Below are 26,858 nucleotides of genomic sequence, written 5' to 3'. Positions count from 1 at the left end.
TGGATGAAGAGGACGAATCAGATGCAAAAAGAAGGATGACCAGTCACGCCTGGGACAGTCATCCTGCGGATATGCTGAAAATGTCAGATTTCGAGGTAATCAAGAATACCTTCCGCTGCTTTACGGCCTTCATCGATAGCGGTGACGACCAGATCGGATCCCCGGACGATGTCACCTCCGGCGAAGATTTTTTCATTGGAGGTTTGATACTGAAACTGACCGTTATCCGGTGCTTTAACACGTCCCCATTGATCCAGTTCAACCCCGAAAGGTTCCAGCCATGGCATCGGATGGGCCTGAAAGCCAAATGCCATGATCACCGCATCAGCTTCAAGTGTATGTTCACTTTCCGGAATAGGTTCCGGCCTGCGGCGTCCGGCAGCATCAGGTTCTCCTAATGCTGTTTTGACCACTGTAATGCCGCAGACCTTGCCGTCTTCATTCACTTCTATGCCAAGCGGCTGAAGGTTAAACATAAATTCAACACCTTCTTCTCTGGCATTTTTGACTTCTCTGCGGGAACCCGGCATGTTTTCTTCGTCACGGCGATAGGCACAAATCACCCTGCCTGCACCCTGACGAACCGAAGTCCGGACACAGTCCATTGCGGTATCTCCGCCACCAAGGACCACCACTTTTTTCCCTGCCATATCAATGAAAGGCTGGTCAGTCTTTAAACTCATGACCCGGTAAGTGTTAGAAATTAAAAATGGTAACGCATCATATACGCCGGAGGCATCTTCGTTTTCAAGCCCGGCCCGCATCGACTGATAAGTGCCGACACCCAGAAAAACCGCGTCGTAACCATCAATGAGTTCCTGCAGGGAAACATCTTGTCCAACTTCGGTATTCAGCCGGAATTCGATGCCCATGTCTTCAAAGATACGGCGGCGATTGGTCATGACTGATTTTTCCAGCTTGAACGAAGGAATACCAAAGGTCAGGAGCCCGCCGATTTCCGGGTAACGGTCAAACACAACCGCTTTCACGCCGTTTCTTGCCAGGACATCTGCGGCTGCGAGTCCTGCGGGACCGGCCCCGATGACGGCTACTTTTTTATCGCTCCACTCTACCTGAGACATATCCGGCTTCCAGCCCATCTCAAAGGCTTTATCGGTAATATATTTCTCTATATTGCCGATCGTGACGGCACCGAAATCATCATTTAAGGTGCAGGAACCCTCACACAGGCGATCCTGCGGGCAAACCCGTCCGCAGACTTCCGGCAGGCTGTTGGTTTGGTGAGACAGTTCAGCCGCTTCAATAATTCTGCCTTCGTTAGCAAGCTTTAACCATTGCGGAATATAGTTATGCACCGGGCATTTCCATTCACAATAAGGGTTACCGCAGTCCAGACAGCGGTCAGCCTGAGCGGTGGCTTGCTGTTTGGTAAAGGGTTCGTAAATTTCCACGAACTCGATCTTGCGTATGTTCAGCGACTTTTTCGCCGGATCAACACGATTCACATCAATAAACTGATAGACATTTTGACTCATGATTCTCTGGCTCCCGTTACTGTGCCTGAACACGCAGTTCTGCAGCGCTGCGGCTTTGGTGTCCCAGCAGTGTTTTCAGATCTGCCGCCTGTGGTTTCACAAGGTAGAACTTCGGAATCCACTCATCAAAGTTTGCCAGAATTGATTCGGCATGGAGTGAGCCTGTTTCTTCCAGATGTTCTGCAATTAAGCCACGTAAGTGCTCCTGATGAATATAGAGTTCCTGCAGCGAAATGGCTTCAACCGATTCTTTATTGACCCGGCCCCGAAAATCCTGATTATGGTCAAGTACATACGCAAATCCACCTGTCATACCAGCACCGAAATTCACCCCGGTTGCACCCAGAATGGCAACAATCCCCCCGGTCATATACTCACAGGCGTTATCACCCGCACCTTCGATCACCGCGACCGTGCCGGAGTTTCTTACTGCAAAACGCTCTCCGGCCTTGCCGGAGGCAAATAATTTGCCGCCAGTTGCCCCGTAGAGGCAGGTATTACCAATAATGGTGGCTTCATGACATTTAAATGCGGTACCGACATGCGGCCTAATGACGATTTTTCCGCCAGCCATACCTTTACCGACATAGTCATTTGCATCACCTGTTAAATTCAGCTCAACACCGCCGGCATTCCAGACACCGAAAGATTGTCCTGCCGTGCCTTCAAAATAGAGTTTGACCGGAGAAGCGACCATGCCCTGATTACCATAGCGTTTGGCGATTTCACCTGACAGGCGGGCACCGACAGAACGATCGGTGTTAATGATATCGTAATACAATTTCACAGTTTGCTGAGTATTTATGGATTCCCATGCATCCTGAACGATAGTTTGATTCAGCTGCCCCTGATCAAATGGTGTATTGGCTTCACTACAGAACATCGGGTGGCCCTCAGGGGAGACCGGTTGTTCCAGAATATCGGACAAATCAAGTTTGGTTTGTTTGGCGGTCTGACCATCAACGACTTCCAGCAGGTCAGTACGGCCAATTAAGTCGGTCAGCTTTTCCACACCGAGTTCTGCCAGATAACCACGGACTTCCTGAGCCAGTCCGGTAAAGTAGTTCACCACCATATCCGGCAGCCCTTTAAAGTAATTACGACGTAGTGTTTCATCCTGGGTTGCAACACCAGTTGCGCAATTATTCAGGTGACAGATACGCAGAAACTTACATCCCATCGCGACCATCGGCGCAGTGCCGAAGCCAAAACTTTCGGCACCAAGAATCGCCCCTTTAATGACGTCCAGGCCGGTTTTAAGGCCACCATCCACCTGCAGGCGGATCTTGTGTCTTAATCCGTTGGCAACCAGCGCCTGTTGTGTTTCTGCCAGACCGAGTTCCCATGGACAGCCAGCGTACTTGACAGAGGTCAGTGGGCTGGCTGCTGTTCCGCCGTCATAGCCTGAAATTGTAATCAGATCGGCATAGGCTTTTGCTACGCCGGTCGCAATCGTACCGACGCCCGGTTCCGACACCAGCTTGACGGAAACCAGCGCATCCGGATTGACCTGCTTCAAATCAAAAATCAGCTGTGCCAGATCTTCAATCGAATAAATATCATGATGCGGCGGCGGTGAAATCAGTGTCACACCCTGTACTGAGTGACGCAGACGGGCAATTTCAGCGGTGACCTTGTGCCCCGGAAGCTGTCCGCCTTCTCCGGGTTTGGCACCCTGAGCGACTTTGATTTGCAGGACATCCGCATTCACAAGGTAATGAGGCGTTACACCAAACCGTCCGGAAGCGACCTGTTTGATCCGGGAATTACGCTCAGTTCCGAATCGTCGTGGATCTTCGCCACCTTCTCCTGAGTTTGAATAACCACCCAGGCGATTCATGGCGGTTGCCAGCGCTTCATGGGCTTCGGGGCTGAGTGCACCGATTGACATTGCGGCGGAATCAAAGCGTTTAAACAGCGCTTTTTCAGGTTCAATCTTTGCCAGAGGCAGCGGAGATGCTGCTTTTTTCAGCGTCATCAAATCACGTAATGTCGCCACCGGTCTTTGATTAACCTGCTGCGCAAACTGCTGGTAATCGAGAAGTGTTCCTGATTTCACCGCGGTTTGTAGTGTGCTGACGACGTCCGGATTGTAAGTATGGTATTCCCCGCCATGGACAAATTTGAGTAAGCCGCCCTGATCAACCGCTTTTCGTTTGGCCCATGCCTTACGGGATAAATTCAGCAGGTCTTGTTGAAAATCTGTAAAATCTGCGCCCTGAATGCGGGTGGTTACTCCTCTGAAGCAGAGATCTACAAGATTTTTGTGTAAGCCAACGGCTTCAAATAACTGAGAACACCGGTAGGAAGCAACCGTCGAAATACCCATCTTAGACATGATTTTATACAGGCCTTTATTGATGCCATTCTGATAATTTGTCATGACTTCCCGGTAGTTACTGTCCAGCACGCCATCATCGATAAGTTTTCCCAGTGACTCATAGGCAAGATATGGATAAACAGCCGTTGCCCCAAATCCAAGTAAAACGGCAAACTGATGAGGATCTCTGGCGGCAGCGGTTTCAATGATGATATTCGCATCACATCTCAGTTGTGTTTCGACCAGCCGGGTTTGTACCGCGCCGACAATCATTGCCGCCGGGATCGGCACCTTCTCCGGGGTTATTTCCCGGTCTGACAGGACGATTAAGACCGTGCCTTCCCGGACAACCTGTTCCACAATATCACACAGGTCCAGTATCGCCTGTTTCAGGTCTTTCTCATCCGGGTTGTAGTTTATATCGAGAATCGTATTTTTATAATGCTGATCACTCAGACCAAGCAGTTGTTTCAGATCGGAATAAAGTAAAACCGGAGAATTGAAGCTTACCCGGTAAGCATGTCCATCCGTTTCACAAAAAACATTCATTTCCTGACCAATACTGGTCGCCAGCGACATGACATGCTTTTCTCTCAGCGGATCGATCGGCGGGTTAGTGACCTGAGCGAATTTCTGGCGGAAATAATCGGTGATGAGCCGCTCTCTTGATGATAAGACGGCCATCGGCGTATCATCTCCCATCGAACCAACGGCTTCCTGTCCCATATCACCCAGCACACGTAAGACCTGATCAACTTCTTCATTGGTCATCGCAAACTGTTTCTGATAAGTCCGCAATTGATAATCATCAAAATCACGTTGTCCGATTTCAGTATCATCCAGCTCTGAAAATGGCGTTAGCCGGTACACATTGTTTTCCATCCACTCGCGGTAGGGGTGGCGGCTTTTCAGGTCATGATCAATTTCTTCGGACTGCCACAGTTTCCCGGTCTGGGTATCAATGACCAGTAGTTCCCCTGGCCCCACACGGCCTTTGACGGCGACTTCATCCGGTGCGTAATTCCAGATACCGACTTCGGAAGCCAGTGTAATCAGTTTGTCTTTAGTGATGACATAACGGGCGGGTCTGAGGCCGTTTCTGTCCAGATTACAGGCTGCATGACGCCCGTCTGAAAGCACGATGCCTGCCGGGCCGTCCCAGGGCTCCATATGCTTGGAGTTAAAGTCATAGAAAGCGCGCAGTTCATCATCCATATCCGGGTGATTCTGCCATGCCGGCGGAACCAGCATTCTCATTGCCCTGAACAGGTCCATCCCCCCGGCAAGGAATAAGTCGAGCATATTATCGAGGCTGGATGAATCTGAGCCTGTTTCGTTGACAAACGGCGCTGCCGATTGCAAATCAGGCAACAGTGGCGAGGCGAATTTGTAAGCGCGTGCGCGTGCCCACTGACGGTTTCCTGCAATGGTATTGATCTCACCATTGTGAGCCAGATACCTGAAGGGTTGAGCCAGCGGCCAGCGAGGTTGTGTATTGGTTGAAAAGCGCTGGTGGAACAGGCAGATGGCTGACTCCATTCGCAGATCGGCCAGATCCAGGTAAAACCTTGGCAGATCGGCTGGCATGCATAGCCCTTTGTAAACCAGTACCTGAGTGGAAAATGAACAGATATAAAAATCAGGATCATTTGTGATTCTTTTTTCAATACGTCGCCGGGCAATATACAAGCGCCGTTCGATATCCTGCTCCTGCCATCCGGCCGGGGCAGAGATGAAGACCTGTTGAATATCTGGTAATGAATGACGGGCGATCGGCCCAAGGACATCCGGATTGGTCGGGACATCCCGCCAGCCTGCAATTGTCAGTGTTTCCCGGGAGAGTTCCTGATGAATAATATCCCGTGCTGATTGTGCCTTCACTGGTTCCTGGCTAAGAAACAGCATTCCGACAGCATACTGTTTTCCGAGTTTCCATTGTTGCTCTGTGGCTATCAGGCGAAGGTAAGAATCAGGCTTTTGCAGCAACAGGCCGCATCCATCCCCTGTTTTCCCGTCTGCGGCAATACCGCCACGGTGGGTCATACGATCAAGCGCAGAGATCGCAGTACGAACCAGCTTATGACTGGCCTGACCTTCCATATGTGCGATCAGGCCAAAACCACAGTTATCTTTTTCAAGATTCAGGTCATACAGAGCCATTGCAAGTCTCCTTTTGCGTGCTGTCTGAAAGACAGAAAATGACTGACTATTATGCTTTTTTATTGTCGTATTCGATTACATCAAGCAATACATTCTTATTTGTTAGTTTAATGCGAACCTTAAAAACTAGCTTTTATAACAATAAAGATCAAGAAATTTAACAATTTTGGGTGCATAAAAATTCATTCACATGAATAATAAGTCATCTTGTATTAATGGAAATGCAGTTGTCGCTATGAACTTTTATGAGAAGATTATGGCAGGAAAAAGCTTCTCCCTGCATCTTTCGATACAAGGAGAAGTATAGCTGATTATGCGGACAACATCAGAGAGTCAGCCTTTGACTCAAGGTTTGTACTACCCATCAGGTAGTCATCGATCGCGCGGGAGCACTCCCGGCCTTCATTGATACAACGAACGACCAGTGACTGACCGGTACGCATATCTCCGGCGGCGAAGATGCCTTTCTGACTGGTCTGAAAATCAGAGGTGGCAACATTGCCTCTTTCATCCAGTTTGATATCCAGCTGAGCTAACACGCTGTCTGGTTCCGGATGCAGGAACCCCATTGCGAGGAAAGCCATATCACAGGGCAGAACCCGTTCGCTGCCTGCAACTTCTTCGAAAGCAGGACGCTCACCCGGTGCTGCATCTTTCCAGACAATGTCTGCAACCCGTAATCCGGTGACTTCGCCCTGATCATTACCAATAAACTCTTTGGTCAGGATATTCCAGTGACGCTCACAGCCTTCTTCGTGAGAAGTCGATGTGCGAAGAATCATCGGATATTGTGGCCATGGCATGTTCGCCGGACGCTTTTCCGGTGGCACCGGCATAATTTCGACCTGAGTGATACTTGCCGCACCGTGCCGGTTTGATGTACCAACGCAGTCTGAACCGGTATCACCACCACCAATCACCACAACGTGTTTACCTTTGGCGTGAATTTCTTCTCCTTTCAGATCCATGCCGTTTGCCCGGCGGTTATTTTGCGCAAGAAACTGCATCGCAAAATAAACCCCTTTCAAATCACGTCCCGGAACAGGAAGATCACGGGGGACTGTTGAACCACCCGTCAGCAGAACGACATCATATTCCTGACGAAGCTGGCGGGCATTGATGTTCACACCGACATGGGCATTCACGACAAATTTGATACCGGCTTCTTTCATCAGATCGATTTTACGATCAATGACATCCATGCCGAGTTTAAAGTCAGGGATACCAAAGCGCAGCAGACCGCCGACTTTCTCGTCGCGTTCATAGACAGTGACCGTATGGCCTGCACTGTTTAACTGCTCTGCGGCAGCCAGCCCGGAAGGCCCGGAACCTACGATAGCAACTGTTTTACCTGTCCGGCTTTTCGGTGTTTTCGGTTGGGCGTAGCCTTCCTTGTATGCTGTTTCCACAATTGTTTTTTCAATATTACAAATTGTGATGGGATCCTGATTGATCCCCAAAACACAGGCACTTTCACACGGTGCAGGACAGACACGACCGGTAAATTCAGGAAAATTATTGGTCGAACTTAAAATTCGCCAGGCTTCTTCCCAGCTTTTCCGGTAAACCGCGTCGTTAAACTCAGGAATGATGTTACCGATAGGGCAGCCGTTGTGGCAGAACGGTACACCGCAGTCCATGCAGCGAGACGCCTGTTCATTGATTTTCTCTCCGAACGCTTCATTCAGGACAAACTCTTTGTTGTGCTGAATTCGCTCTGACGGGTCTGCTTTTGATGGTAGTTCACGTCCGAACTCTAAAAATCCAGTTGGCTTTCCCATTATACTGCCTCCGCTTGAACTTGCTGAATTCCCTGTTCTGCTTTTTGTTGCTGAAGAACGGCTTTATAGTCTCTCGGCATGACTTTGATCAGCGATTGCAAGCTGAGTTCAAAGTTGTCCAGGAAGGACTGAGCCACTTCACTTCCGGTAAACTGGACATGTTTAGTCAACATGTTCCGGATGAGTTCTTCGTCTTCCTTGTCGATCGGATCCAGATCGACCAGCTCCTGATTTAGTTTGTGTTCGAAATCTCCCTGGTTATCCCAGACGTAAGCGACACCACCACTCATACCGGCAGCGAAGTTTCGTCCTGTCGGACCAAGGATGATTGCCACACCACCGGTCATGTATTCACAGCCGTGATCTCCGGTGCCTTCCACAACAACCTTCGCACCTGAGTTACGTACACAGAAACGTTCGCCGGCTTTGCCGCGGATAAATGATTCTCCTGAAGTCGCTCCGTAGAAACAAACGTTTCCGACAACGATGTTGTCTTCAGGCACGATGGATGACTGCTTGTTCGGATAAAGGATCAGCGTACCGCCTGATAACCCTTTACCCCAGTAGTCGTTCGCATCACCTTCGACCTCAAATTGCACACCTTTGGTGGTAAATGCCCCGAAGGATTGACCGGCTGAACCATGAAATTTAACCTGCATCGGCTGTGGCAGGCCGTCCGCTTTATAGACTTTCGAAATTTCGTTGGAAAGCATGGAGCCGACACTTCGGTCTGTATTGAGAATCGGGAACTCTGCCTGAACTGCTTCACCACGCTGAAGTGCCGGTACAGCAGCCTCAAGCAGGCGGCGATCCAGGACTTCTTCCAGTGCGTGATTCTGTTCAGTCTGGCAATAGATACCATCTTCTTTACGCGGCGTTTCCATATGCAGTACCGGCGTCAGATCCAGATGCTTATATTTCCAGTGCTGGATGTCTTCACGGACTTTTAATTTATTCGCCTGGCCTACCATTTCATCAATGGTACGGAAGCCAAGCTCTGCCATGATTTCACGCAGGCCTTCCGCCATATAACGGAAGAAAGTCACGACATCTTCCACGCGCCCGTCAAAGCGTTCCCGTAATGTTTTGTTCTGAGTTGCGATTCCGACAGGACAGGTGTTTTTATGACACTTACGCATCATGACACAGCCTTCAACAACCAGTGCTGCGGTTGCCACACCCCATTCTTCGGCACCCAGCAAGGTGGCAATAGCCAGGTCACGCGGTGTTTTCATCTGGCCATCTGCCTGAACGACGATCCGGTTACGCAGACCATTTTTCAGCAGTGTCTGGTGAGTTTCAGCCAGCCCCAGTTCCCATGGCAGACCTGTATGACGGATTGAGGAAATCGGTGAAGCGCCGGTTCCGCCGTCGTAACCTGCGATCAGGACAACATCAGCTTTTGCTTTTGCCACACCAGATGCGATCGTACCGACACCCGCTTCAGAAACCAGTTTGACGTTCACACGACCGGCACGGTTGGCATTTTTCAGATCGTAGATCAGCTGAGCTAAATCTTCGATTGAGTAAATATCATGGTGCGGCGGTGGTGAAATCAGTCCGACCCCCGGAGTGGAGTGACGTGTTGCACCGATCCAGTCATCGACCTTATCGCCAGGCAGCTGTCCGCCTTCGCCGGGTTTTGCACCCTGAGCCATCTTAATTTGCAGCTCATCGGCATTGGTCAGATAGTAAGAGGTCACACCGAAGCGCCCTGAGGCAACCTGTTTAATGGCTGAGCGCTCCCAGTCACCGTTGGCTTTACGCTCGAAACGTGCCGGATCTTCACCACCTTCCCCTGAGTTGGAGCGGGCGCCCAGGCGGTTCATCGCAACTGCCAGTGTGGAGTGCGCCTCATAAGAGATAGAACCAAATGACATCGCACCGGTTGCAAAGCGTTTCACAATGCTTTCAATTGGTTCGACTTCATCCAGTGAGACAGAACCTGCCGGATTTTTCAAAAACTCCAGCTGGCTGCGCAATGTAACGGCTTTATCTCCCTGCGCATCGACTGCTTCAGCATAGGATTTAAACTGTTCGTAATTCTTATTCCGGGTGGATTGTTGTAACAGACTAATGGTTTCCGGATTGAACAAGTGTTGCTCACCGCGCTGTTTCCACTGATACACACCACCGACATCCAGCATTTGCAGCGGGATTTCACGTTGTGGATATCCAATCCGGTGACGGACAAGTACTTCTTTAGCAATATCGTCCAGAGTCAGCCCCTGAATCCGGGTTACTGTCCCGGTAAAGTAGCTATCGACCACGGCCTTGCTGACACCCAGTGCTTCAAAAATCTGTGCCCCATGGTAAGACTGCAGGGTTGAAATCCCCATTTTCGAGAAGATTTTCAGCAGACCGCCATTGACCCCTTTACGGTAATGATCAAAAAGCGTGCTGATAGATGCTTCCGCATCCAGTTTACCTTTATGCTGCAGGTCAACAATGGTTTCTGTGACCAGATATGGGTTGACGGCATTGGCTCCATAACCAACCAGTGTGGCGAAATGGTGTGTTTCACGCGCATCACCGGTTTCTACCACAATACCGCATTTAGCTCTTAATCCCTTACGGATTAAATGGTGGTGAACAGCACCAACCGCTAACATCGCAGGAATCGCGGCGTGGTTTGAATTAACTGCCCGGTCAGTCAGCAGAATAATTGAATAGCCATCAATCACGGCGTCTTCCGCATACTGACAAATCCGTTTGAGTGCCCGTTTCAGTTTGCCGGGTTCTTCACTGGCCTGAAAAACAATATCCAGTGTTTTGGCCTGTAAGTGCTCGTTATCAATTGCCCGCAGTTTTTCAAGCTCGGCATTCGAAATAACCGGTGACTCAAGTTCGACTTTCACACAATGCTCTGGTGACTCAGACAGCAGGTTCTGGTCCTGACCAATGTAAGTATTGAGTGACATGACCATCCGTTCCCGGATTGGGTCGATTGGCGGGTTAGTGACCTGTGCAAATAACTGTTTAAAGTAGTTTGACAGATGTTGTGACTGGTGAGACAGCACTGCCAGCGGCCAGTCTGCGCCCATTGAACCTAATGGCTCATAGCCGGTTTGGGCCAGAGGCTGGATGATTTGGTTGATTTCTTCAATTGTGACACCGAATGCCTGCTGTTTGTGCAGCAATCTTTCCGGCTTTGGCTGGTTATGGCCTGTATCGGCATCCGGCAGAGATTTCAGGCTTAGCAGATTATCTTTCAACCATTGCTCATAAGGCTGAGCATTAGCAATGCTTTCTTTGACTTCTTCATCAGAAATGATCCGGCCTTCTTCCAGATCAGCAACGAAGATTCGTCCTGGCTGCAAACGCCCGCGATATTCAATGTTGTCAGATTCAATATCGACTACGCCAGACTCGGAAGCCATAATCAGGTAGTCATCTTTTGTGACAGTATAGCGGGAAGGACGTAAGCCATTCCGGTCAAGTGTCGCACCAACAATGACGCCGTCAGTAAAACAGACGGAAGCAGGGCCATCCCACGGTTCCATGACATTAGCATGGTATCGGTAGAATGCCCGGCGCTTTGGATCCATTTGTTGGTTTTCCTGCCATGCTTCAGGAATCATCATCATGAGTGCATGTGGCAGCGTGCGTCCGGACAGAACCAGTAACTCAAGCACCATATCGAAGTTGGATGAGTCTGAACTGTCTTCCTGACAGATCGGCAGCAACATATCAATTTCTGCTTTTGTAAACAGATTGGACTCGATGATTGCTTCACGGGCTTTCATCCAGTTCAGGTTGCCCCGGACCGTATTAATTTCGCCGTTATGTGCGATATAACGGAAAGGCTGTGCCAAACGCCATTTGGGGAATGTGTTGGTTGAAAAACGGGAATGGACAAGCGCCAGTGCCGTCACCATGGTTGGATTTTGTAAATCCAGAAAATATTGAGGAACCTGCTCAGTCGTTAACTGACCTTTATACACAAGAGTCTTGTATGACAGGGAGTTGATATAAAAATCATCGCCGATGTTGGACACACTTTCCAGGCAAACCCGGACGGTATAGTTACGCAATACATATAGTTTACGTTCTAAAGCTTCCGGTGTGGTTCCCGGACCGCCGGTTACAAAGACGTGCTCGAACTGAGGTTCTGTACTCAGTGGATCGGCACCCAGCATATGATTATCAACAGGAAGAACCCGGTATCCCAGAATTTCCAAATCCAGACGACGCGCATTTCTTTCCAGAATATCGCGGCACTGAGCCCGTTTATGTTCATCTTTAGGAAATAAGACGACACCAACACCGTACTGCTCAAATGAAGGCAGGCGGATTCCCAGTTTTACGGTTTCTTCCAGTAAAAATTCGTGCGGCTTTTGTAAAAGAATACCAGCACCATCACCACTACACGGGTCACATCCCTGACCGCCCCGGTGTTCCATGCGGGCAAGCATGTCCAGAGCTTGAGTGACGACCTGGTGTGATTTTCGGTTTTTAAGATGAGCGACAAAGCCGATACCACAGGCATCGTGCTCAAGCTCAGGGGTGTATAACCCTTGTGAGTTTAACATTGATACATCCTTCCGGTTCAATCAAGACGCGCGTGAGATACGACTTACATATAAAAAATCACAATGCGCGACAGGTCCTTTATCCATTCTTGTTGTTTAAAACCAAAATACTTCCAATGGTTTTATTTGATTCCGTTTCTCATAGGAAATAGCGTAAGAAAAACAATCTTTGGTGATAAGCGGTTTATTTTTAAAAGTAACTTGGTACTTTGTTTTGGAGGGAATTGCATATCACCGAATTTTCATCTAAATCCAATTGGATAAATGCCAAAAAATAGAGACGAAATTGTAACTATCCTACACATTTGTTATATAAAATTCCAATAAAAAACTATCGTCTGATTTGTCGATTGTTTGGTTATTCCGGACATCTTTGAGGATCAATTTAACAGAAGCACGTTTTTTACGTTTCTTGATATGGAATAAGACATTAAAAATTAAGCCGAATTAAAATGCCTGCCGGTCGCTCATAAATAGACCGAAACACCTCTGACTCATGACAGAGTGTAATTAATTTTCAGTCAGTGAGGCTTCTTTGAAACAGTTACATGAACTGGTAAACACCCTGGGCCAGGATTTAAAACATCGTTATGGAGAACGGGTTCACAAGTTAACCCTGCATGGCGGTTTTAGCTGCCCGAACCGGGATGGCACCATTGGCCGGGGAGGGTGCACATTCTGCAATGTCGCCTCATTTGTTGATGAAACAGCACAACAAACCAGTATCAGTGATCAGCTTCAGAACCGGGCAAAAGAAGTTGACCGGGCACGCAAGTATCTGGCTTATTTTCAGGCATACACCAGCACTTATGCAGAATTGCAGCGACTGAAGTCTATGTATGAAGAAGCATTAGTTTCATCGGATATTGTTGGGTTGTGTGTTGGCACCCGGCCTGATTGTGTTTCGGATGATGTGCTTTCATTATTGTCGGATTACGAACAGCAGGGCTACGAAGTGTGGCTGGAGCTTGGATTACAAACTGCAAATGAAAAAACACTCCGGCATATTAACCGTGGACATGGCTACGGTGTGTATCATGAGATTACGCAGAAAGCGAGAGCATTAAACCTGAAGGTGTGCACACATTTAATTGTGGGTTTGCCGGGGGAGCAGCAGCAAGACAATCTTGCTACTCTGGACCAGGTACTGGAAACCGGAACTGACGGAATTAAGCTGCATAGTTTACACATTGTGGAAGGAAGCGTCATGGCAAAAGCCTGGCGTGCCGGCAGGCTGGCCGCTCCGACGTTGCCTCATTATGTGGAGACTGCCAGCCGGATGATTCGGTTAACGCCACCTGAGGTCGTTTTTCACCGGATATCTTCAGCAGCAAGGCGTCCGACACTTTTAGCACCACTCTGGTGTGAGAACCGTTGGCTCGCGATGACGGAAATTGAAAAAGTGCTGAACCAGGAAGGTGCTCAGGGAAGTTTGATTCACCGCCCTTTTCAGCGCCATTGAGAGTCTGAAATAGCCGGCTGATTTATCTGAAGTTATGTGAGATGGCGGATTTGCTTCTGAGAGCGGGTCCGCTATTTTTATTCCCTGAAAACCTGTTGATGGAGCTCTGAATCCAGCATCTTGAGGTCATTTGGGTATAAAACCAGACAGAATAAGAACGAACATTTATATGATGAGTGTGGTATAAAATGAAGCAGTATTTTTTGAATTAATGAAATGATGAGGTCGGCTGGAGCATTTTGATGAAACCACTGAAAAATCTGGCGCAATACTATGTTGATCTTCTGGTCAAACTCGGCATTTTCCGTTTCTCTATCCTTTTGGCGTTAGCACTGGTTGCGCTTGCTGTTGTTGTTCAGGTTGCAATTACGCTGGTCTTAAATGGTTTCGTTGATGATCTTGATATTATCCGTTCAGTATTTTTTGGTCTGATTATTACGCCCTGGGCCGTCTATTTCTTATCGGTGGTTGTTGACCAGCTGGAAGAGTCGAGGCAACGTTTGTCTAAGCTGGTGGCAAAACTGAAAGACATGCGTTCACGGGATCAGGAGTTAAACCATCAGCTTCAGCAGAATATCGTCAAACTGAATCAGGAAATTGAAGAGCGGATAAAAGCGGAAGAAGCCAGAGAAGAGGCGATGGTCGATCTGGAAAACGAAGTCTACCAGCGTGAGAAAACACAGCTTGAACTGGCAGAAAGAACGGCTTTGCTTCGTTCTTTTATTGACGCTTCGCCCGATTTAATCTACTACCGCAATGCCGATGGTGTTTTCTCCGGCTGTAACCGCGCGATGGAAGAGCTGACCGGGAAGGTTGAACAGGAGTTAGTCGGTTTGACGCCATGGGACGTTTACAGCAAAGAAGCGGCTCAGCAAATCGTGAATACCGATGAGCAGGTTTTCTCACAAAATTGCGCCATTACTTATGAACAGTGGCTTGAGTATCCGGATGGGCTTAAGAGTTACTTTGAACTGCGAAAAGTTCCCTTTTACAGTAAGGAAGGACGACATCTGGGATTAGTCGGATTTGGCCGTGATATTACTGAACGCAAGCATCATGAAGAGTCGCTTGAAAAAGCAAGCAGAGATAAAACCACCTTTATTTCCACTATCAGTCATGAGCTCAGAACGCCTCTGAACGGTATCGTCGGTCTGAGCCGTATGTTGCTCGATTCTCCGATGAATCCGGAGCAAAGAAAATATCTGCAAACCATTAATGTCAGTGCTGTGACTCTGGGGAATATATTTAACGATATTATTGATATGGATAAATTCGATCAGCGTAAGCTTGCACTGTTTCCTGAGCCGCTGAACTTTGAAGAATTCATTGTCGAGATTGAAAGTTTGTCCGCACTGATGGCGGAACAAAAAGGGCTGCGGTTTGATTTGGAAAGACTGACGCCACTCCAGTTTGTCGTGAACGTTGACGGTACCCGTCTGAGACAGGTTTTATGGAACCTGATCAGTAATGCCATCAAGTTTACCAAAGAGGGGGGCGTGGTGATGACAGTCGAGGCTGAAATTGAGTCCTCAATGGTGTCGATTGCTATTGAAGTCGAAGATACTGGCATAGGAATACCTGAAGCTGAACTGGATAATATTTTTGCAATGTACTATCAGGTCAAATCTGACAACAGTAATTTACATGCGATGGGAACCGGAATCGGACTGGCAGTTTCCCGCCAGTTAATCAATTTGATGAATGGCGACATTTCAGTCATGAGTGAGGAAGGGTATGGCAGTACTTTCCGGGTCACATTACAGGCGCCTTTAGCTGAAGGTTCTTCTCTGTATTCGAGCGTTCCTTTAGTACAGAAAAAGCTGAATATATTTATGGTGGAAGACATTCAGCTGAATGTCACGGTGGCTAAATCATTGCTGGAAAGCCTGGGTCATACCCTGACAGTGGCAATGACGGGCGAAGAAGCGAAAAATTTATTCAAACCTGATATCTATGATCTTGTTTTCCTCGATATTCAGCTTCCCGATATGACCGGATTTGACGTCGCAAAATACTTCCGGGAAACCTATGAGGAGCTGCCGCCATTGGTTGCATTAACGGCGAATGTCCAGAAAAGTAAGCAAACTTATTTTTCCGGAGGCATGGACGAGGTGATCAGTAAACCACTTTCAGTTGTTGCGGTGCAGGAAGTCATTGCCAGATTTTATGGTGAAAATGAGCCTCAGGAACAGCAGGTCGTGACCACGGTGGAAGATGATAAAAAGTTGAAATATTCCCGGTTGTTAGATCTGGATATGCTGACTTCTTACGTTGATATCGTCGGGGAACAGCCGGTGATTGACAGCATTGAAATGTTTGAACAGATGATGCCGGAATATCTCGAAATTCTCGATTCAAATATGGTGGCAAAAGACCAGGCCGGAATCACCTCTGAAGCCCATAAAATCAAAGGTGCAGCCGGTGCTATTGGATTACAACGGATCCAGTCTGTCGCTCAACTGGCCCAGTCTCCGGATGAACCTGCATGGTGGGAAAATATCGGGGATTGGGTGGATGAGATAAAAACTGAATATAAACATGACATTGAAATGTTGAAGCAGTGGTTATCTGAACGTTAGGGGCTCAGAGAATCAGGAGTTCAATCAATAAAAAAGCTCTGTATAGAAACAGAGCTTTTTGTCAATGTAGTTAAAATCAGGTGATGAAATTAATCATCCAGACTACCGCAGAAGCGGTATCCTTCACCGTGTATGGTGGCGATAATCTCAGGCGTTCCGGTAACAGACTCAAAATGTTTGCGGATACGGCGTATGGTGACATCCACAGTCCGGTCATGTGGCTTTAATTCCCGTCCGGTCATTTTTTTGAGCAGTTCTGCACGGGTTTGAATTTTTCCGGGGTTCTCACAAAAGTGAAGAAGTGCACGGAATTCTGAACGGGGTAATTTGTAGCTTTCACCATCCGGATTGATCAGTGAACGGCTATTGATGTCCAGTTCCCAGCCATTAAAGTTATACTTGTCTACCGTTCGTTTTTCTTCCTGAATGGTATTTGGTGTCATGGACCGGCTGAGTAAGTTTCTGGCCCGTATTGTAAGTTCGCGGGGATTAAATGGTTTGGTGATATAGTCATCTGCACCAATTTCTAATCCAAGTATTTTGTCGACTTCATTATCTCTGCCGGTCAGAAACATCAAAGCAACATCTGCCTGCTCTCTGAGCTCACGGGCAAGCAACAAGCCATTTTTTCCTGGCAGGTTGATATCCATAATGACCAGATTGACAGTTTTGTCTGACAATATCTGGTTCATTTCTTCACCGTCACTGGCTTCAAATACTGCGTATCCCTCTGCTTCAAAAATACTCTTAAGCGTGTTACGTGTAACTTGCTCGTCTTCAACGATAAGAATCTGCGGGGTTTGCATTGGCGGTACCTAAATTGTGAAAAATTGTTCTGATAAGTGCACTTATAATCATTATATATAACACAGTACGAATGCTAAATATATGTTGGTAATAAGTTAAAGTATTCTTAAAGAATACAACATAAACTGTGCCGCCATCCATGGATGAGTACTGCAAGGGATCCTGATCTTGCCGGGTTCTATGATCTAATTGTTGCGGTGGATTTTATAATGTTAACAGCATGCTAACAATGGGATATTTTCAATACAACACACTTTGTTGATTTATATCAATAGGATGAAACCTCTGATTATTGGATAAAACAGAGAGATAAATGGTGATAAAACATATGATTGACGAGACTTTATGGGCTGCTTATTCATCGAGCTGCTTTGATTTCAAATCTGAGATGTCAGCCGGGGATTTTTCCATCATTACCGCATGGAATCCGGCAAGTCAACAATTGCCAGAATCAGTAAATTGTGTAAATAATAAACGCTTGCTCAAAATGATTAGTAACTATGAATGGGCTAGTGTCCGGGTCGGAGATACTCAGTTTAAATGGATTGAAGAAAGCTTCGCTGTAGCTGTTGACTTGGAAACTTCTCTGCGTATTGCCCGGGAATTTGGACAAAACGCGATTTATTATGTGAGACAGGGACAACTATTTTTATACGCCTGTATTGATGTCAGAGTTGACAATTTGGGGGCTCTGTCCAAGAGAATTTATAAAAAGCTTGAATGAGAATCATGGAGGAATGATGCAAGATATAACACCCGATATTTGTGATAAATATGAGTCACAAGTGACCTTGCTTGATTTACCTTTACAAAATTTTGGTCAGAAATGTGCGTTTTGGGGAGAAGTGGTAACGGTCCGCTGTTATCACGATAACTCAAAGGTGGCAGAAATGCTAAATCAAAACGGTCAGGGAAAAATTCTCGTGGTAGATGGACATGGTTCCTGCCAACGGGCTTTGTTAGGTGACCAGCTGGCACTGAAAGCACAACAAAATAACTGGGAAGGTATAATAATTTATGGTGCGGTCAGGGATGTCGTGACTTTGTCCGGTATTGATATCGGAATTAAAGCGCTGGGTGTCTGCCCTTTCAAAACGGAAAAACGGGGGGTCGGACAAGTGAATATATCATTGACCCTGATTAATCAAATCATTCAGCCCGGAGATTATATTTATGCTGACTGGAATGGTATCTTGCTCTCAGAGCAGGCTTTAGTGCTTAATTAGTGTGTATCGTACTGATTGTATTATAAAAATATCGTTGTCAGTTTTGTGTTTTAGTGGTGTATTTTTACCGGAAAAGTTAAAATTTATCACTTTTTTCATTGACAGTTTCCCATCAAATGGGTTAAACGTAGATTAAATTTAGTACTTACAATCGAATTGAGAATGACAGTGACCCGCTTAGTAGTAATGACGACCACCATTATTATTACCGACATTACCGATGTTGGGGCAGGCTGCTGAGTTAAATAATTTCAAAAAAGGCCTGTATCCCAGAAGATACAGGCCTTTTTTTTTATGTTTTAAAAATATCGGAGGAATGGATGCGTGTATTAAAGTTTGGTGGGTCGTCATTGGCAGATGCCGATCGGTTTTTGCGGGCCGCACAAATAATCGCTAATAATGCTCAGCAAGAGTCAGTTTCTGTTGTCTTATCAGCGCCGGGTAAAACGACAAATAAATTAGTTTCGGTGATTGAGTTTGCACAGAAGCAGGGAGAAGCGGAGCTTCAGATTGCAGATCTTGAATCATCCTTCTCTTCTTTGTTTAAAGACATTCAGTCTGAACTGCCGAATATCGACGGTACTGAATTTCAGAATACAGTCGAACATTCGCTGGGAATGTTGAGAAAATTTGTTCATGGTATCAGTTTGCTTGGTACATGCCCTGATCATGTCAATGCACGGGTTATCAGTAAAGGTGAGCGGATTTCGATTCAGCTGATGAAGGCTGTGCTTGAAGCCAAAGGTCATGCTGTTAATCTGATTGATCCTATTCAGTATTTAAGTGCTAAAGGTGACTATCTTGAATCTATGGTTGATGTTGATGCTTCAACCAACAATTTTAAAGCTGCGCCTCTTCCTGCTGACCATGTTCATATCATGCCCGGATTTACGGCCGGAAATGAAAAAGGAGAACTGGTTTGCCTGGGACGCAATGGTTCAGACTACTCCGCCGCAGTATTAGCAGCTTGTCTGCGGGCCGACTGCTGTGAAATCTGGACTGATGTCGACGGGGTTTATAATTGTGACCCGCGGCTGGTTAAAGATGCCCGGTTGCTGAAGTCACTCAGTTATCAGGAAGCCATGGAATTATCATACTTTGGTGCTTCCGTCCTCCATCCTAAAACCATCGCTCCTATCGCCCGCTTCCAGATTCCATGCCTCATTAAAAACAGTTTTAACCCTCAGGGTGCCGGTACCTTAATTGGTCAGGATACCGGGGAAGATAAATTGTCGATTAAAGGGATTACAACGCTGAATAATCTGACGATGGTCAACGTATCCGGTCCGGGCATGAAAGGTATGGTTGGCATGGCCAGCCGGGTCTTTGGCGCAATGTCTGCTGCCGGTGTGTCGATTGTTCTGATTACCCAGTCTTCCTCTGAATATTCCATCAGTTTTTGTATTGAAGCAGAAGATAAACTCAGAGCAAAACGTGTGCTGTCTGAATCTTTTGAGCTTGAATTAAAAGACGGTATTCTCGAGCCGGTCGAATTTATCGATGATGTGTCTATCATCACTTTAGTCGGTGACGGTATGAGAACGGCCAGCGGCATTGCTTCTCAGTTTTTCACTTCTCTGGCTGAAGTGCACGTTAATATCATCGCCATTGCACAGGGATCTTCCGAGCGTGCTATTTCCGCTGTGATTCCTGAAGACAAGATCTCTGAAGCAATTAAAGCATGTCATGAGAATCTGTTTAATTCGAAGCATTATCTGGACGTTTTCGTGTTGGGTGTCGGTGGGGTTGGCGGAGAGCTGATTGATCAGATTCACCGTCAGCAGGAAAAGCTGGCTGCGAAAGGTATTGAAGTCAGAGTCTGTGGTTTGGCAAACAGCAAAGGGTTATTGCTGGATGCCGACGGACTGGAACTTGAAAACTGGAAAGAGCGTTTAAATGGTGTGACTGAGAAGTTCAGTCTGGCGCGTTTAATTGCATTAGTTCAGCGTAATCATATCATCAACCCGGTTCTGGTTGACTGTACATCAAGTGATGAAATTGCAGGACAGTATGCTGATTTTCTGGCTTCTGGTTTCCACGTTGTTACTCCAAACAAGAAAGCAAATACTGCCAGTATGGCTTATTACCAGCAACTGAGGGACGTTGCGAGAGTTTCAAGACGGAAGCTGATGTACGAAACCACCGTTGGTGCAGGTTTACCTGTGATTGAAAACTTACAGAATCTGGTCGCTGCCGGTGATGAGCTGGAAAAATTCAGCGGGATTCTGTCTGGCTCTCTGTCATTTATTTTCGGTAAACTTGATGAAGGTTTAAGCTTCAGTCAGGCAACTCAGATTGCCAAAGAGAAGGGATTTACTGAACCTGATCCAAGAGATGATCTCTCGGGGATGGACGTTGCCCGGAAATTATTGATTCTGGCACGTGAAACCGGCATGAAGCTGGAACTGGATGATGTGAATGTTGAGCTGGCGCTACCACCGGGCTTTGATGCTTCCGGAAGTATTGATGACTTTATGGCACGTCTTCCACAGGCTGATGAGTACTTCAACTCACTGATTGAAGAAGCGCGCTCGGCAGGAAAAGTGTTACGTTATGTCGGAGAAATTGCTGATGGTCAGTGTCGAGTTTCTATCGCTGCTGTTGGTGAAGATGATCCAATGTTTAAAATTAAAGACGGTGAGAATGCACTGGCATTCCATAGTCGTTATTATCAGCCAATTCCTCTGGTTCTTCGTGGATATGGTGCGGGAACCGAAGTGACCGCAGCGGGTGTTTTTGCTGATTTAATGCGCACATTAGGCTGGAAGCTGGGAGTTTAATCCATGAGTGAAATGAATGAGAGCGTTGTAGTTTATGCGCCGGCATCGATTGGCAACGTTAGTGTTGGATTTGATGTTTTAGGGGCAGCCGTTTCACCTGTTGACGGAACGAAACTGGGAGACCGGGTTGAAGTGAAACCCGGATCTGAGCCTTTTACGCTTGAAGCGGTTGGTCGTTTCGTTGATCGTTTGCCGGAAAATCCGAAAGAAAACATCGTTTATGATTGCTGGACGGTGTTTGCCCGGGAGTTAAAGAAAAAGAATGTGCCGCTAAAGCCAGTCGATATCACACTGGAGAAAAATATGCCGATTGGCTCTGGTCTGGGTTCCAGCGCCTGTTCGATTGTGGCAGCTTTAGACGCTCTGAACCGTTTCCATAACCAGCCATTAAATGAAAATGAGTTGCTGGCTTTAATGGGGGAAATGGAAGGAAAAATATCAGGCGGTGTACATTATGATAATGTCGCGCCATGCTATTTGGGAGGTTTACAATTAATGGTTGAGCAGTTGGGGATCATCAGTCAGGAGATTCCCTGCTTTGACGAGTGGTTTTGGGTAATGGCTTATCCGGGTATCAAAGTTTCAACCGCTGAAGCTCGGGCTATTTTGCCATCTCAGTATCGTCGTCAGGATGTCATTGCTCACGGCCGTTATCTGTCTGGCTTTGTTCATGCCTGTTATTCCCGTCAGCCAGAACTGGCAGCCAGCATGATTAAAGATGTCATCGCAGAACCGTACCGGGAAAAACTTTTACCTGGATTTTCTGCGGCCCGTCAGTATGCTTCTACCGCAGGTGCCTTAGCGACCGGTATTTCCGGCAGTGGCCCAACACTTTTTAGTATCTGTCAGAGTCAGGACATTGCAGAACGTGTTGCAAAATGGCTGTCAGATAATTATGTACAAAATAATGATGGATTCGTTCATATTTGTCGCCTGGATAAACAGGGTTCAAAATTAACAGGAAGTAAGCTATGAAGCTTTATAACATTAAAGAGAATGATGAACAGGTTTCTTTTTCTCAGGCCGTGCGTCAGGGATTAGGTCGGAACCAAGGGCTATTTTTTCCTTCTGAGCTACCAAAGTTTGACGATATTGATGCCTTACTGGCAGAAGACTTTGTTCCCCGCAGTGCAAAAATTTTGTCTGCATTGATTGGGGATGAACTGCCAAAAGAGAAAGTGGCGGAGATGGTTGGTCAGGCATTTCAGTTTCCGGCACCTATAAATAAAGTGAAAGATAATACCTATGCACTGGAATTGTTCCACGGTCCGACGCTGGCCTTTAAAGATTTTGGTGGCCGGTTTATGGCTCAGTCTCTCGCTGCGGTGTCGGATGGCGGGAAAATTACTATACTGACAGCAACTTCCGGAGATACTGGTGCAGCTGTAGCTCATGCTTTCTATGGCATGGAGAATATTGAAGTTGTCATTCTGTATCCGAAGGGAAAAATCAGCCCGTTACAGGAAAAGCTATTTTGTACTCTGGGTAAAAACATCCATACCGTGGCAATTAATAGCGATTTTGATGCCTGTCAGTCTTTAGTGAAGCAAGCGTTTGATGATCAGGCGCTCAGAACTGAAGTCGGGCTCAACTCTGCAAACTCTATCAATATCAGTCGCCTGATGGCTCAGATTTGTTATTACTTTGAAGCCGCGGCTCAATTATCGAAAGAAGAGCGGGAAAACCTGGTTGTTTCTGTCCCAAGCGGAAACTTTGGCAACCTGACGGCTGGTCTTCTGGCAAAAGCACTTGGATTGCCCGTGAAGCGCTTCATTGCTTCAACTAATGTCAATGATACGGTTCCGCGTTATCTGGAAACCGGTGAATGGGCGCCGAAGCCAACGATCGCGACGACATCGAATGCGATGGATGTCAGTCAGCCAAACAACTGGCCTCGTATTGAAGAGTTGTCCAGCCTCAAAAACTGGGGACTGGAAACGCTCGGAAAAGGTGCTGTGACCGATGAGCAAAGTGCGGCGTCTGTTCGTGAGTTGCATGCGCATGGCTACCTGTGTGAGCCACATGGTGCTATTGCTTACCGGGTTTTGGATGAGCAACTACAGCCGGGAGAAACCGGGTTGTTTCTTTGTACGGCTCATCCGGCGAAGTTTAAAGATGTTGTTGACGATATTCTTGGCAGCGATATTGAACTGCCGGGACCATTGGCTAAACATGCTGAAATGGAATTGTTATCGCAGGAGATGGATGATGATTTCGAAGCATTGAAGCAGGTATTGAGAGCCGTTCAGTCTTAAGATGAATCTACAGGGAAAGGTAAGTAACTTATTTTTCTCTGTCTTTTCAGTTTTGTTTTCGGCAATAATAAAAAGCGGCACAAATATGCTAACTCCGATCAGTTAAGTAAATGATCAGTTGAACGATCCTGTGGTTGGTTGAAAATACCCTCAAGCATTTATGTTTGAGGGTATTTTTATGTTGGCTCACTGGCTTATTGATGTTGATGACTTTGCTTCTCCGGAATCTCTTGCACTCTTTCAAAAAGAGCTTCCACTAGAGTGGATAAATCAAGCACTTGATGAAACAAATAAAGCGAGCATGAGGCGGCGAAAGCTACCTGCTGAGCTCGTAGTCTGGCTCGTTGTTGGAATTGGTTTGTACCGTGACCGGCCTATTACTGATGTACTTGATAAATTAGATCTGAAGCTTTCTAATTCTCTGGGAGAGTCCATTGCTCCAAGCGCTATACCCCAAGCAAGAAAGCGATTAACAGCCAAACCTCTCGAAGCCCTATTCTCTTTAACAGCCGAGCATTGGACAGGTGCGGAAGACAATAAAGATACATGGTATGGGCTGAGACTTTTCTCGGTCGATGGCACCCAGTTTAGAACGCATGATACCAGTCCTCTGGCCGAACATTTTCATTACGTTAAACACAGCAAAACTCGCCATACCGAATACCCTATTGTCAGATTATGTGCACTTTGCTCCCTACGCAGCCGTCTACTCTATAATGTTGCTTTTGGCCCAAGTTCTACAGGCGAAGTGAACTATGCAAAGCAGCTCATTCCCTCAGTTCCTGCCAACTCCCTTACTATTTTTGACCGATGCTACCTAAGTGCAGAGCTGATGATTAACTGGTCACGACAACACGGTTCAAGCCATTGGATGACCCCGATAAAATCTAATACTCAGTATGAAGTTATCGAACAGCTGGATGAGGAGGGTCGAGATTTAATAGTGGAGATGAGCGTCTCTCAACATGCATTAAGGCAAGACCCGAGCCTACCTGAAAAATGGCAAGCAAGGCTCGTTCTTTACCCGGAGCAAGAGCAACCCAACCATATCAAAGGGCTCCTTACCTCTCTAACCGACAGCCAGTATAGTCTCCAATCTCTGCTTGATGTCTATTTTGAGCGGTGGGAAGTTGAGAACAGCTACGGCGAAATAAAGCACGATATGCTTGAGGATGAAGTGTTACTGCGAAGCCAGTCAGTTGAGGGAGTGGAACAAGAAATATGGGGAATACTTATCGCCTACAACCTTGTTCGTTTGGAGATAAGCCGTATTGCTAAAGAGGCAGGGGTATCACCTTTGCGGATCAGTTTTATGATGGCGCTTCGAGATATCCAGGACGAGCTCATGTGGTGTGCAATAGCTTCACCAGGCTCGATCCCCAAAAAACTGAGGGCGATGCGTGAACGTGTAAAACGCTACATCTTGCCTGAGCGAAAAAAACGGCCCAAATCAAGGACCGTTCGTATAAGTAAGACCCGCTATCCAGTTCGCTCCAAGCACCTTAAGTGATAGGAGTTAGCACAAATATGCCGCTTTTTTAATCAATCTGCTTTATTACATTGACTCAGTAAAAGTACGTGCAATCACATCGCGTTGTTGTTCCGGAGTCAGTGAATTAAAACGTACAGCATAACCAGAAACACGAATTGTCAGCTGAGGATATTTTTCCGGATTCTCAACCGCATCTTCCAGCGTTTCACGTTTTAATACGTTCACATTCAGGTGTTGTCCACCTTCAACTTTTGGTGCTGCTTCAATGGAAAGTTCACGGCTTTCATAGTCGCCAAGATCACTCACTGGTACAACTTGATCCGCTGTGTAGCCAGACTCAGCTGCAACACAACGTGCTTCATTTTTTTCTTGATCGATAAGCCAGATGGAGTTAACGAGCTGGGCATTTGCTGATTGAGTTATTTGGATGCCTTGGATCATAGCTTTCTCCTTATTCACAATGATTGTGAGATTTATTGATGTTAATTTATAACCTGGTTGAGCCAGGGATTGAATACCTAATATCCTTATTTTTTATATTGATTTAGGTCAAAAGTCCACCTTTATTTTTCGATGTTGTATCAGGTTTTTCTTGATTCTCATCAATAAAATATTGAAATATAGGGTTATTAATCTTTTTTAAAACTTAAAATTTTTTTTAGTTTTATTTCTTTGTTGTCAATTTACTACGGGATAGACGCATCAAATGGGCAATGTGAGTGACAAAATCCGGAAACAAAATGTCAAGTTTATCGGTGCACATGTTTCTGCTGCCGGAGGTGTTGAAAATGCACCTGCAAGGGCGTTTGAGATTGGAGCAAATGCTTTTGCTTTATTTACTAAAAATCAGCGGCAATGGGCTGCAAAACCACTCTCAGATCAAGCTATCCGGGAATTTAAGGAAAATTGCCGGAAATTTGGTTTTCTGCCGCAGCATATTTTACCGCATGATTCTTATCTGATTAATCTGGGATCGCCTGAACCAGAGAAGCTTGAAAAGTCCAGACTGGCTTTTATTGACGAGATGGCCCGTTGTCATCAGCTGGGGTTGCATCTGCTGAACTTTCATCCCGGAAGTCATTTAAAGAAGATCTCTGTTGAACAATGTCTTGAGCGCATCGCTGAATCAATCAACCTTGCCCACAGACAAGTTCCTGATGTGATTGCCGTGATTGAGAATACAGCGGGGCAGGGAACAAATCTGGGAAACGAATTCGGGCATCTGGCAAGGATCATCGAACTGGTGGAAGATAAGGCGCGTGTTGGTGTATGCCTTGATACATGCCATTTGTTTGCCGCGGGCTATGATTTGAGAAGCGCGGAATCATGTCACAAGACTTTTTCTGAGTTTGATCAGATCGTTGGGATGCACTATCTGAAAGCAATGCATCTTAATGATTCAAAAACAGATCTGGGGAGCCATGTCGACAGGCATCAATCTTTAGGGTTGGGGATGATCGGATGGTCGTGTTTCGAATATATTTCTCAACATGCTGATTTTAATCATATTTCTCTGATTCTGGAAACAACGGACCCGCAATTATGGCCCGGGGAAATATCCCAATTACGAATGTTTTCCTGTGATTAGTCGTTTATTGAGTGCAGATAACGAAGCTGGCATAAAACTTTCATCAAAATGAAATACGGGCGAACAGTACTTCTTTCTGTTTCGGTGAAGTGCTTAAAGCCTGAAGTACTTAAAATCTGAAGTAGTTAAAATCTGAAGTAGTTAAAATCTGAAGTAGTTAAAATCTGACGGCTACACTGAGCTGATTTTGGAGAGTATTATGAAAGATTATATTGATTGCAGCGCAGGTTATTCTGCACCTCCTTTACCTGTTCCTCATCGTCATGTTAAAGGACAAGGGCACCACCGGGCACCACAGCGCAGTCCATCCTAATGAAAAATAGCCATTCCACTATGTCGCAGAGCAGTTTTCTGATTACAATAGGACTTTTCTATATTTT

At 46.5% G+C, this 26,858-nt stretch carries 15 protein-coding genes and 1 other annotated feature; of the genes, 9 read left to right on the top strand and 6 right to left on the bottom strand.

The genetic code is table 11. The annotated features are described in order from the left end of the window. Positions 1–83 precede the first annotated feature (83 nt). The 4 genes from OC443_RS15805 to gltB (OC443_RS15790) form a co-directional block, all read right to left on the bottom strand. Positions 84–1,496, bottom strand: a complete 1,413-nt coding sequence (locus OC443_RS15805) for an FAD-dependent oxidoreductase (protein ID WP_073582937.1) — start codon at positions 1,494–1,496, stop codon at positions 84–86. Between the two features lie 16 nt (positions 1,497–1,512). Next, positions 1,513–5,976, bottom strand: a complete 4,464-nt coding sequence (gene gltB, locus OC443_RS15800) for a glutamate synthase large subunit (RefSeq protein WP_073582935.1) — start codon at positions 5,974–5,976, stop codon at positions 1,513–1,515. 311 nt (positions 5,977–6,287) lie between these two features. Further along, complete coding sequence (locus OC443_RS15795; RefSeq protein WP_073582933.1) at positions 6,288–7,757, bottom strand: glutamate synthase subunit beta; 1,470 nt, start codon at positions 7,755–7,757, stop codon at positions 6,288–6,290. Then, positions 7,757–12,289, bottom strand: a complete 4,533-nt coding sequence (gene gltB, locus OC443_RS15790; protein WP_073582931.1) for a glutamate synthase large subunit — start codon at positions 12,287–12,289, stop codon at positions 7,757–7,759. Before gltB (OC443_RS15790) ends, OC443_RS15795 begins: the two co-directional genes overlap by 1 nt. A gap of 535 nt (positions 12,290–12,824) precedes the next feature. Here gltB (OC443_RS15790) and OC443_RS15785 point away from each other — a divergent pair. After that, positions 12,825–13,751, top strand: a complete 927-nt coding sequence (locus OC443_RS15785) for a TIGR01212 family radical SAM protein (protein ID WP_073582929.1) — start codon at positions 12,825–12,827, stop codon at positions 13,749–13,751. Positions 13,752–13,993: 242 nt separating this feature from the next. Beyond that, positions 13,994–16,330, top strand: coding sequence for an aerobic respiration two-component sensor histidine kinase ArcB (arcB, locus tag OC443_RS15780; RefSeq protein ID WP_073582927.1), 2,337 nt, complete (start codon positions 13,994–13,996; stop codon positions 16,328–16,330). 89 nt (positions 16,331–16,419) lie between these two features. On the opposite strand, the gene arcA is transcribed toward arcB, so the two are convergent. Next, entirely contained in the window at positions 16,420–17,136 is a 717-nt protein-coding gene (gene arcA / locus OC443_RS15775) for a two-component system response regulator ArcA (RefSeq protein WP_073582925.1), read from the bottom strand. 329 nt (positions 17,137–17,465) lie between these two features. Here arcA and OC443_RS15770 point away from each other — a divergent pair, with 329 nt between their 5' ends. From OC443_RS15770 to OC443_RS15745, 6 genes are all read left to right on the top strand, one after another. Further along, entirely contained in the window at positions 17,466–17,861 is a 396-nt protein-coding gene (locus tag OC443_RS15770; protein WP_083601622.1) for a DUF3293 domain-containing protein, read from the top strand. 16 nt (positions 17,862–17,877) lie between these two features. Next, on the top strand, positions 17,878–18,363 hold the full coding sequence (locus tag OC443_RS15765; RefSeq protein WP_073582923.1) for a putative 4-hydroxy-4-methyl-2-oxoglutarate aldolase: 486 nt from the start codon (positions 17,878–17,880) through the stop codon (positions 18,361–18,363). A gap of 171 nt (positions 18,364–18,534) precedes the next feature. Then, positions 18,535–18,656: a sequence feature (Thr leader region), on the top strand. A gap of 27 nt (positions 18,657–18,683) precedes the next feature. Next, positions 18,684–21,143: a bifunctional aspartate kinase/homoserine dehydrogenase I gene (gene thrA / locus OC443_RS15760; RefSeq protein ID WP_073582921.1), complete on the top strand. Its 2,460-nt coding sequence runs from the start codon at positions 18,684–18,686 to the stop codon at positions 21,141–21,143. A 3-nt stretch (positions 21,144–21,146) separates the two neighbouring features. Next, positions 21,147–22,118 carry a homoserine kinase gene (gene thrB, locus OC443_RS15755; RefSeq protein ID WP_073582919.1) on the top strand — a complete coding sequence of 324 codons (972 nt, stop codon included), beginning with the start codon at positions 21,147–21,149 and terminating at the stop codon, positions 22,116–22,118. Then, entirely contained in the window at positions 22,115–23,398 is a 1,284-nt protein-coding gene (gene thrC, locus OC443_RS15750; protein ID WP_073582917.1) for a threonine synthase, read from the top strand. The genes thrB and thrC overlap by 4 nt, the downstream gene beginning before the upstream one ends. 178 nt (positions 23,399–23,576) lie before the next feature. Continuing rightward, positions 23,577–24,908, top strand: coding sequence for an IS4 family transposase (locus tag OC443_RS15745; RefSeq protein WP_073586003.1), 1,332 nt, complete (start codon positions 23,577–23,579; stop codon positions 24,906–24,908). A gap of 45 nt (positions 24,909–24,953) precedes the next feature. On the opposite strand, the gene grcA is transcribed toward OC443_RS15745, so the two are convergent. Further along, the gene (gene grcA, locus OC443_RS15740) at positions 24,954–25,331 is read right to left on the bottom strand and encodes an autonomous glycyl radical cofactor GrcA (RefSeq protein ID WP_073585871.1); all 378 of its coding nucleotides are present in this window, start codon (positions 25,329–25,331) and stop codon (positions 24,954–24,956) included. 265 nt (positions 25,332–25,596) lie between these two features. Between grcA and nfo the strand changes: the two genes are divergently transcribed. Further along, positions 25,597–26,478 (top strand): deoxyribonuclease IV, encoded by an 882-nt coding sequence (gene nfo / locus OC443_RS15735; RefSeq protein WP_073585872.1) that lies wholly within the window; start codon positions 25,597–25,599, stop codon positions 26,476–26,478. The last annotated feature ends 380 nt before the right edge of the window (positions 26,479–26,858 follow it).

Origin of the sequence: Vibrio quintilis, assembly GCF_024529975.1 — a bacterium.
Lineage (GTDB): Bacteria > Pseudomonadota > Gammaproteobacteria > Enterobacterales > Vibrionaceae > Vibrio > Vibrio quintilis.
This window is presented reverse-complemented; position numbering and strand designations above follow the sequence as displayed.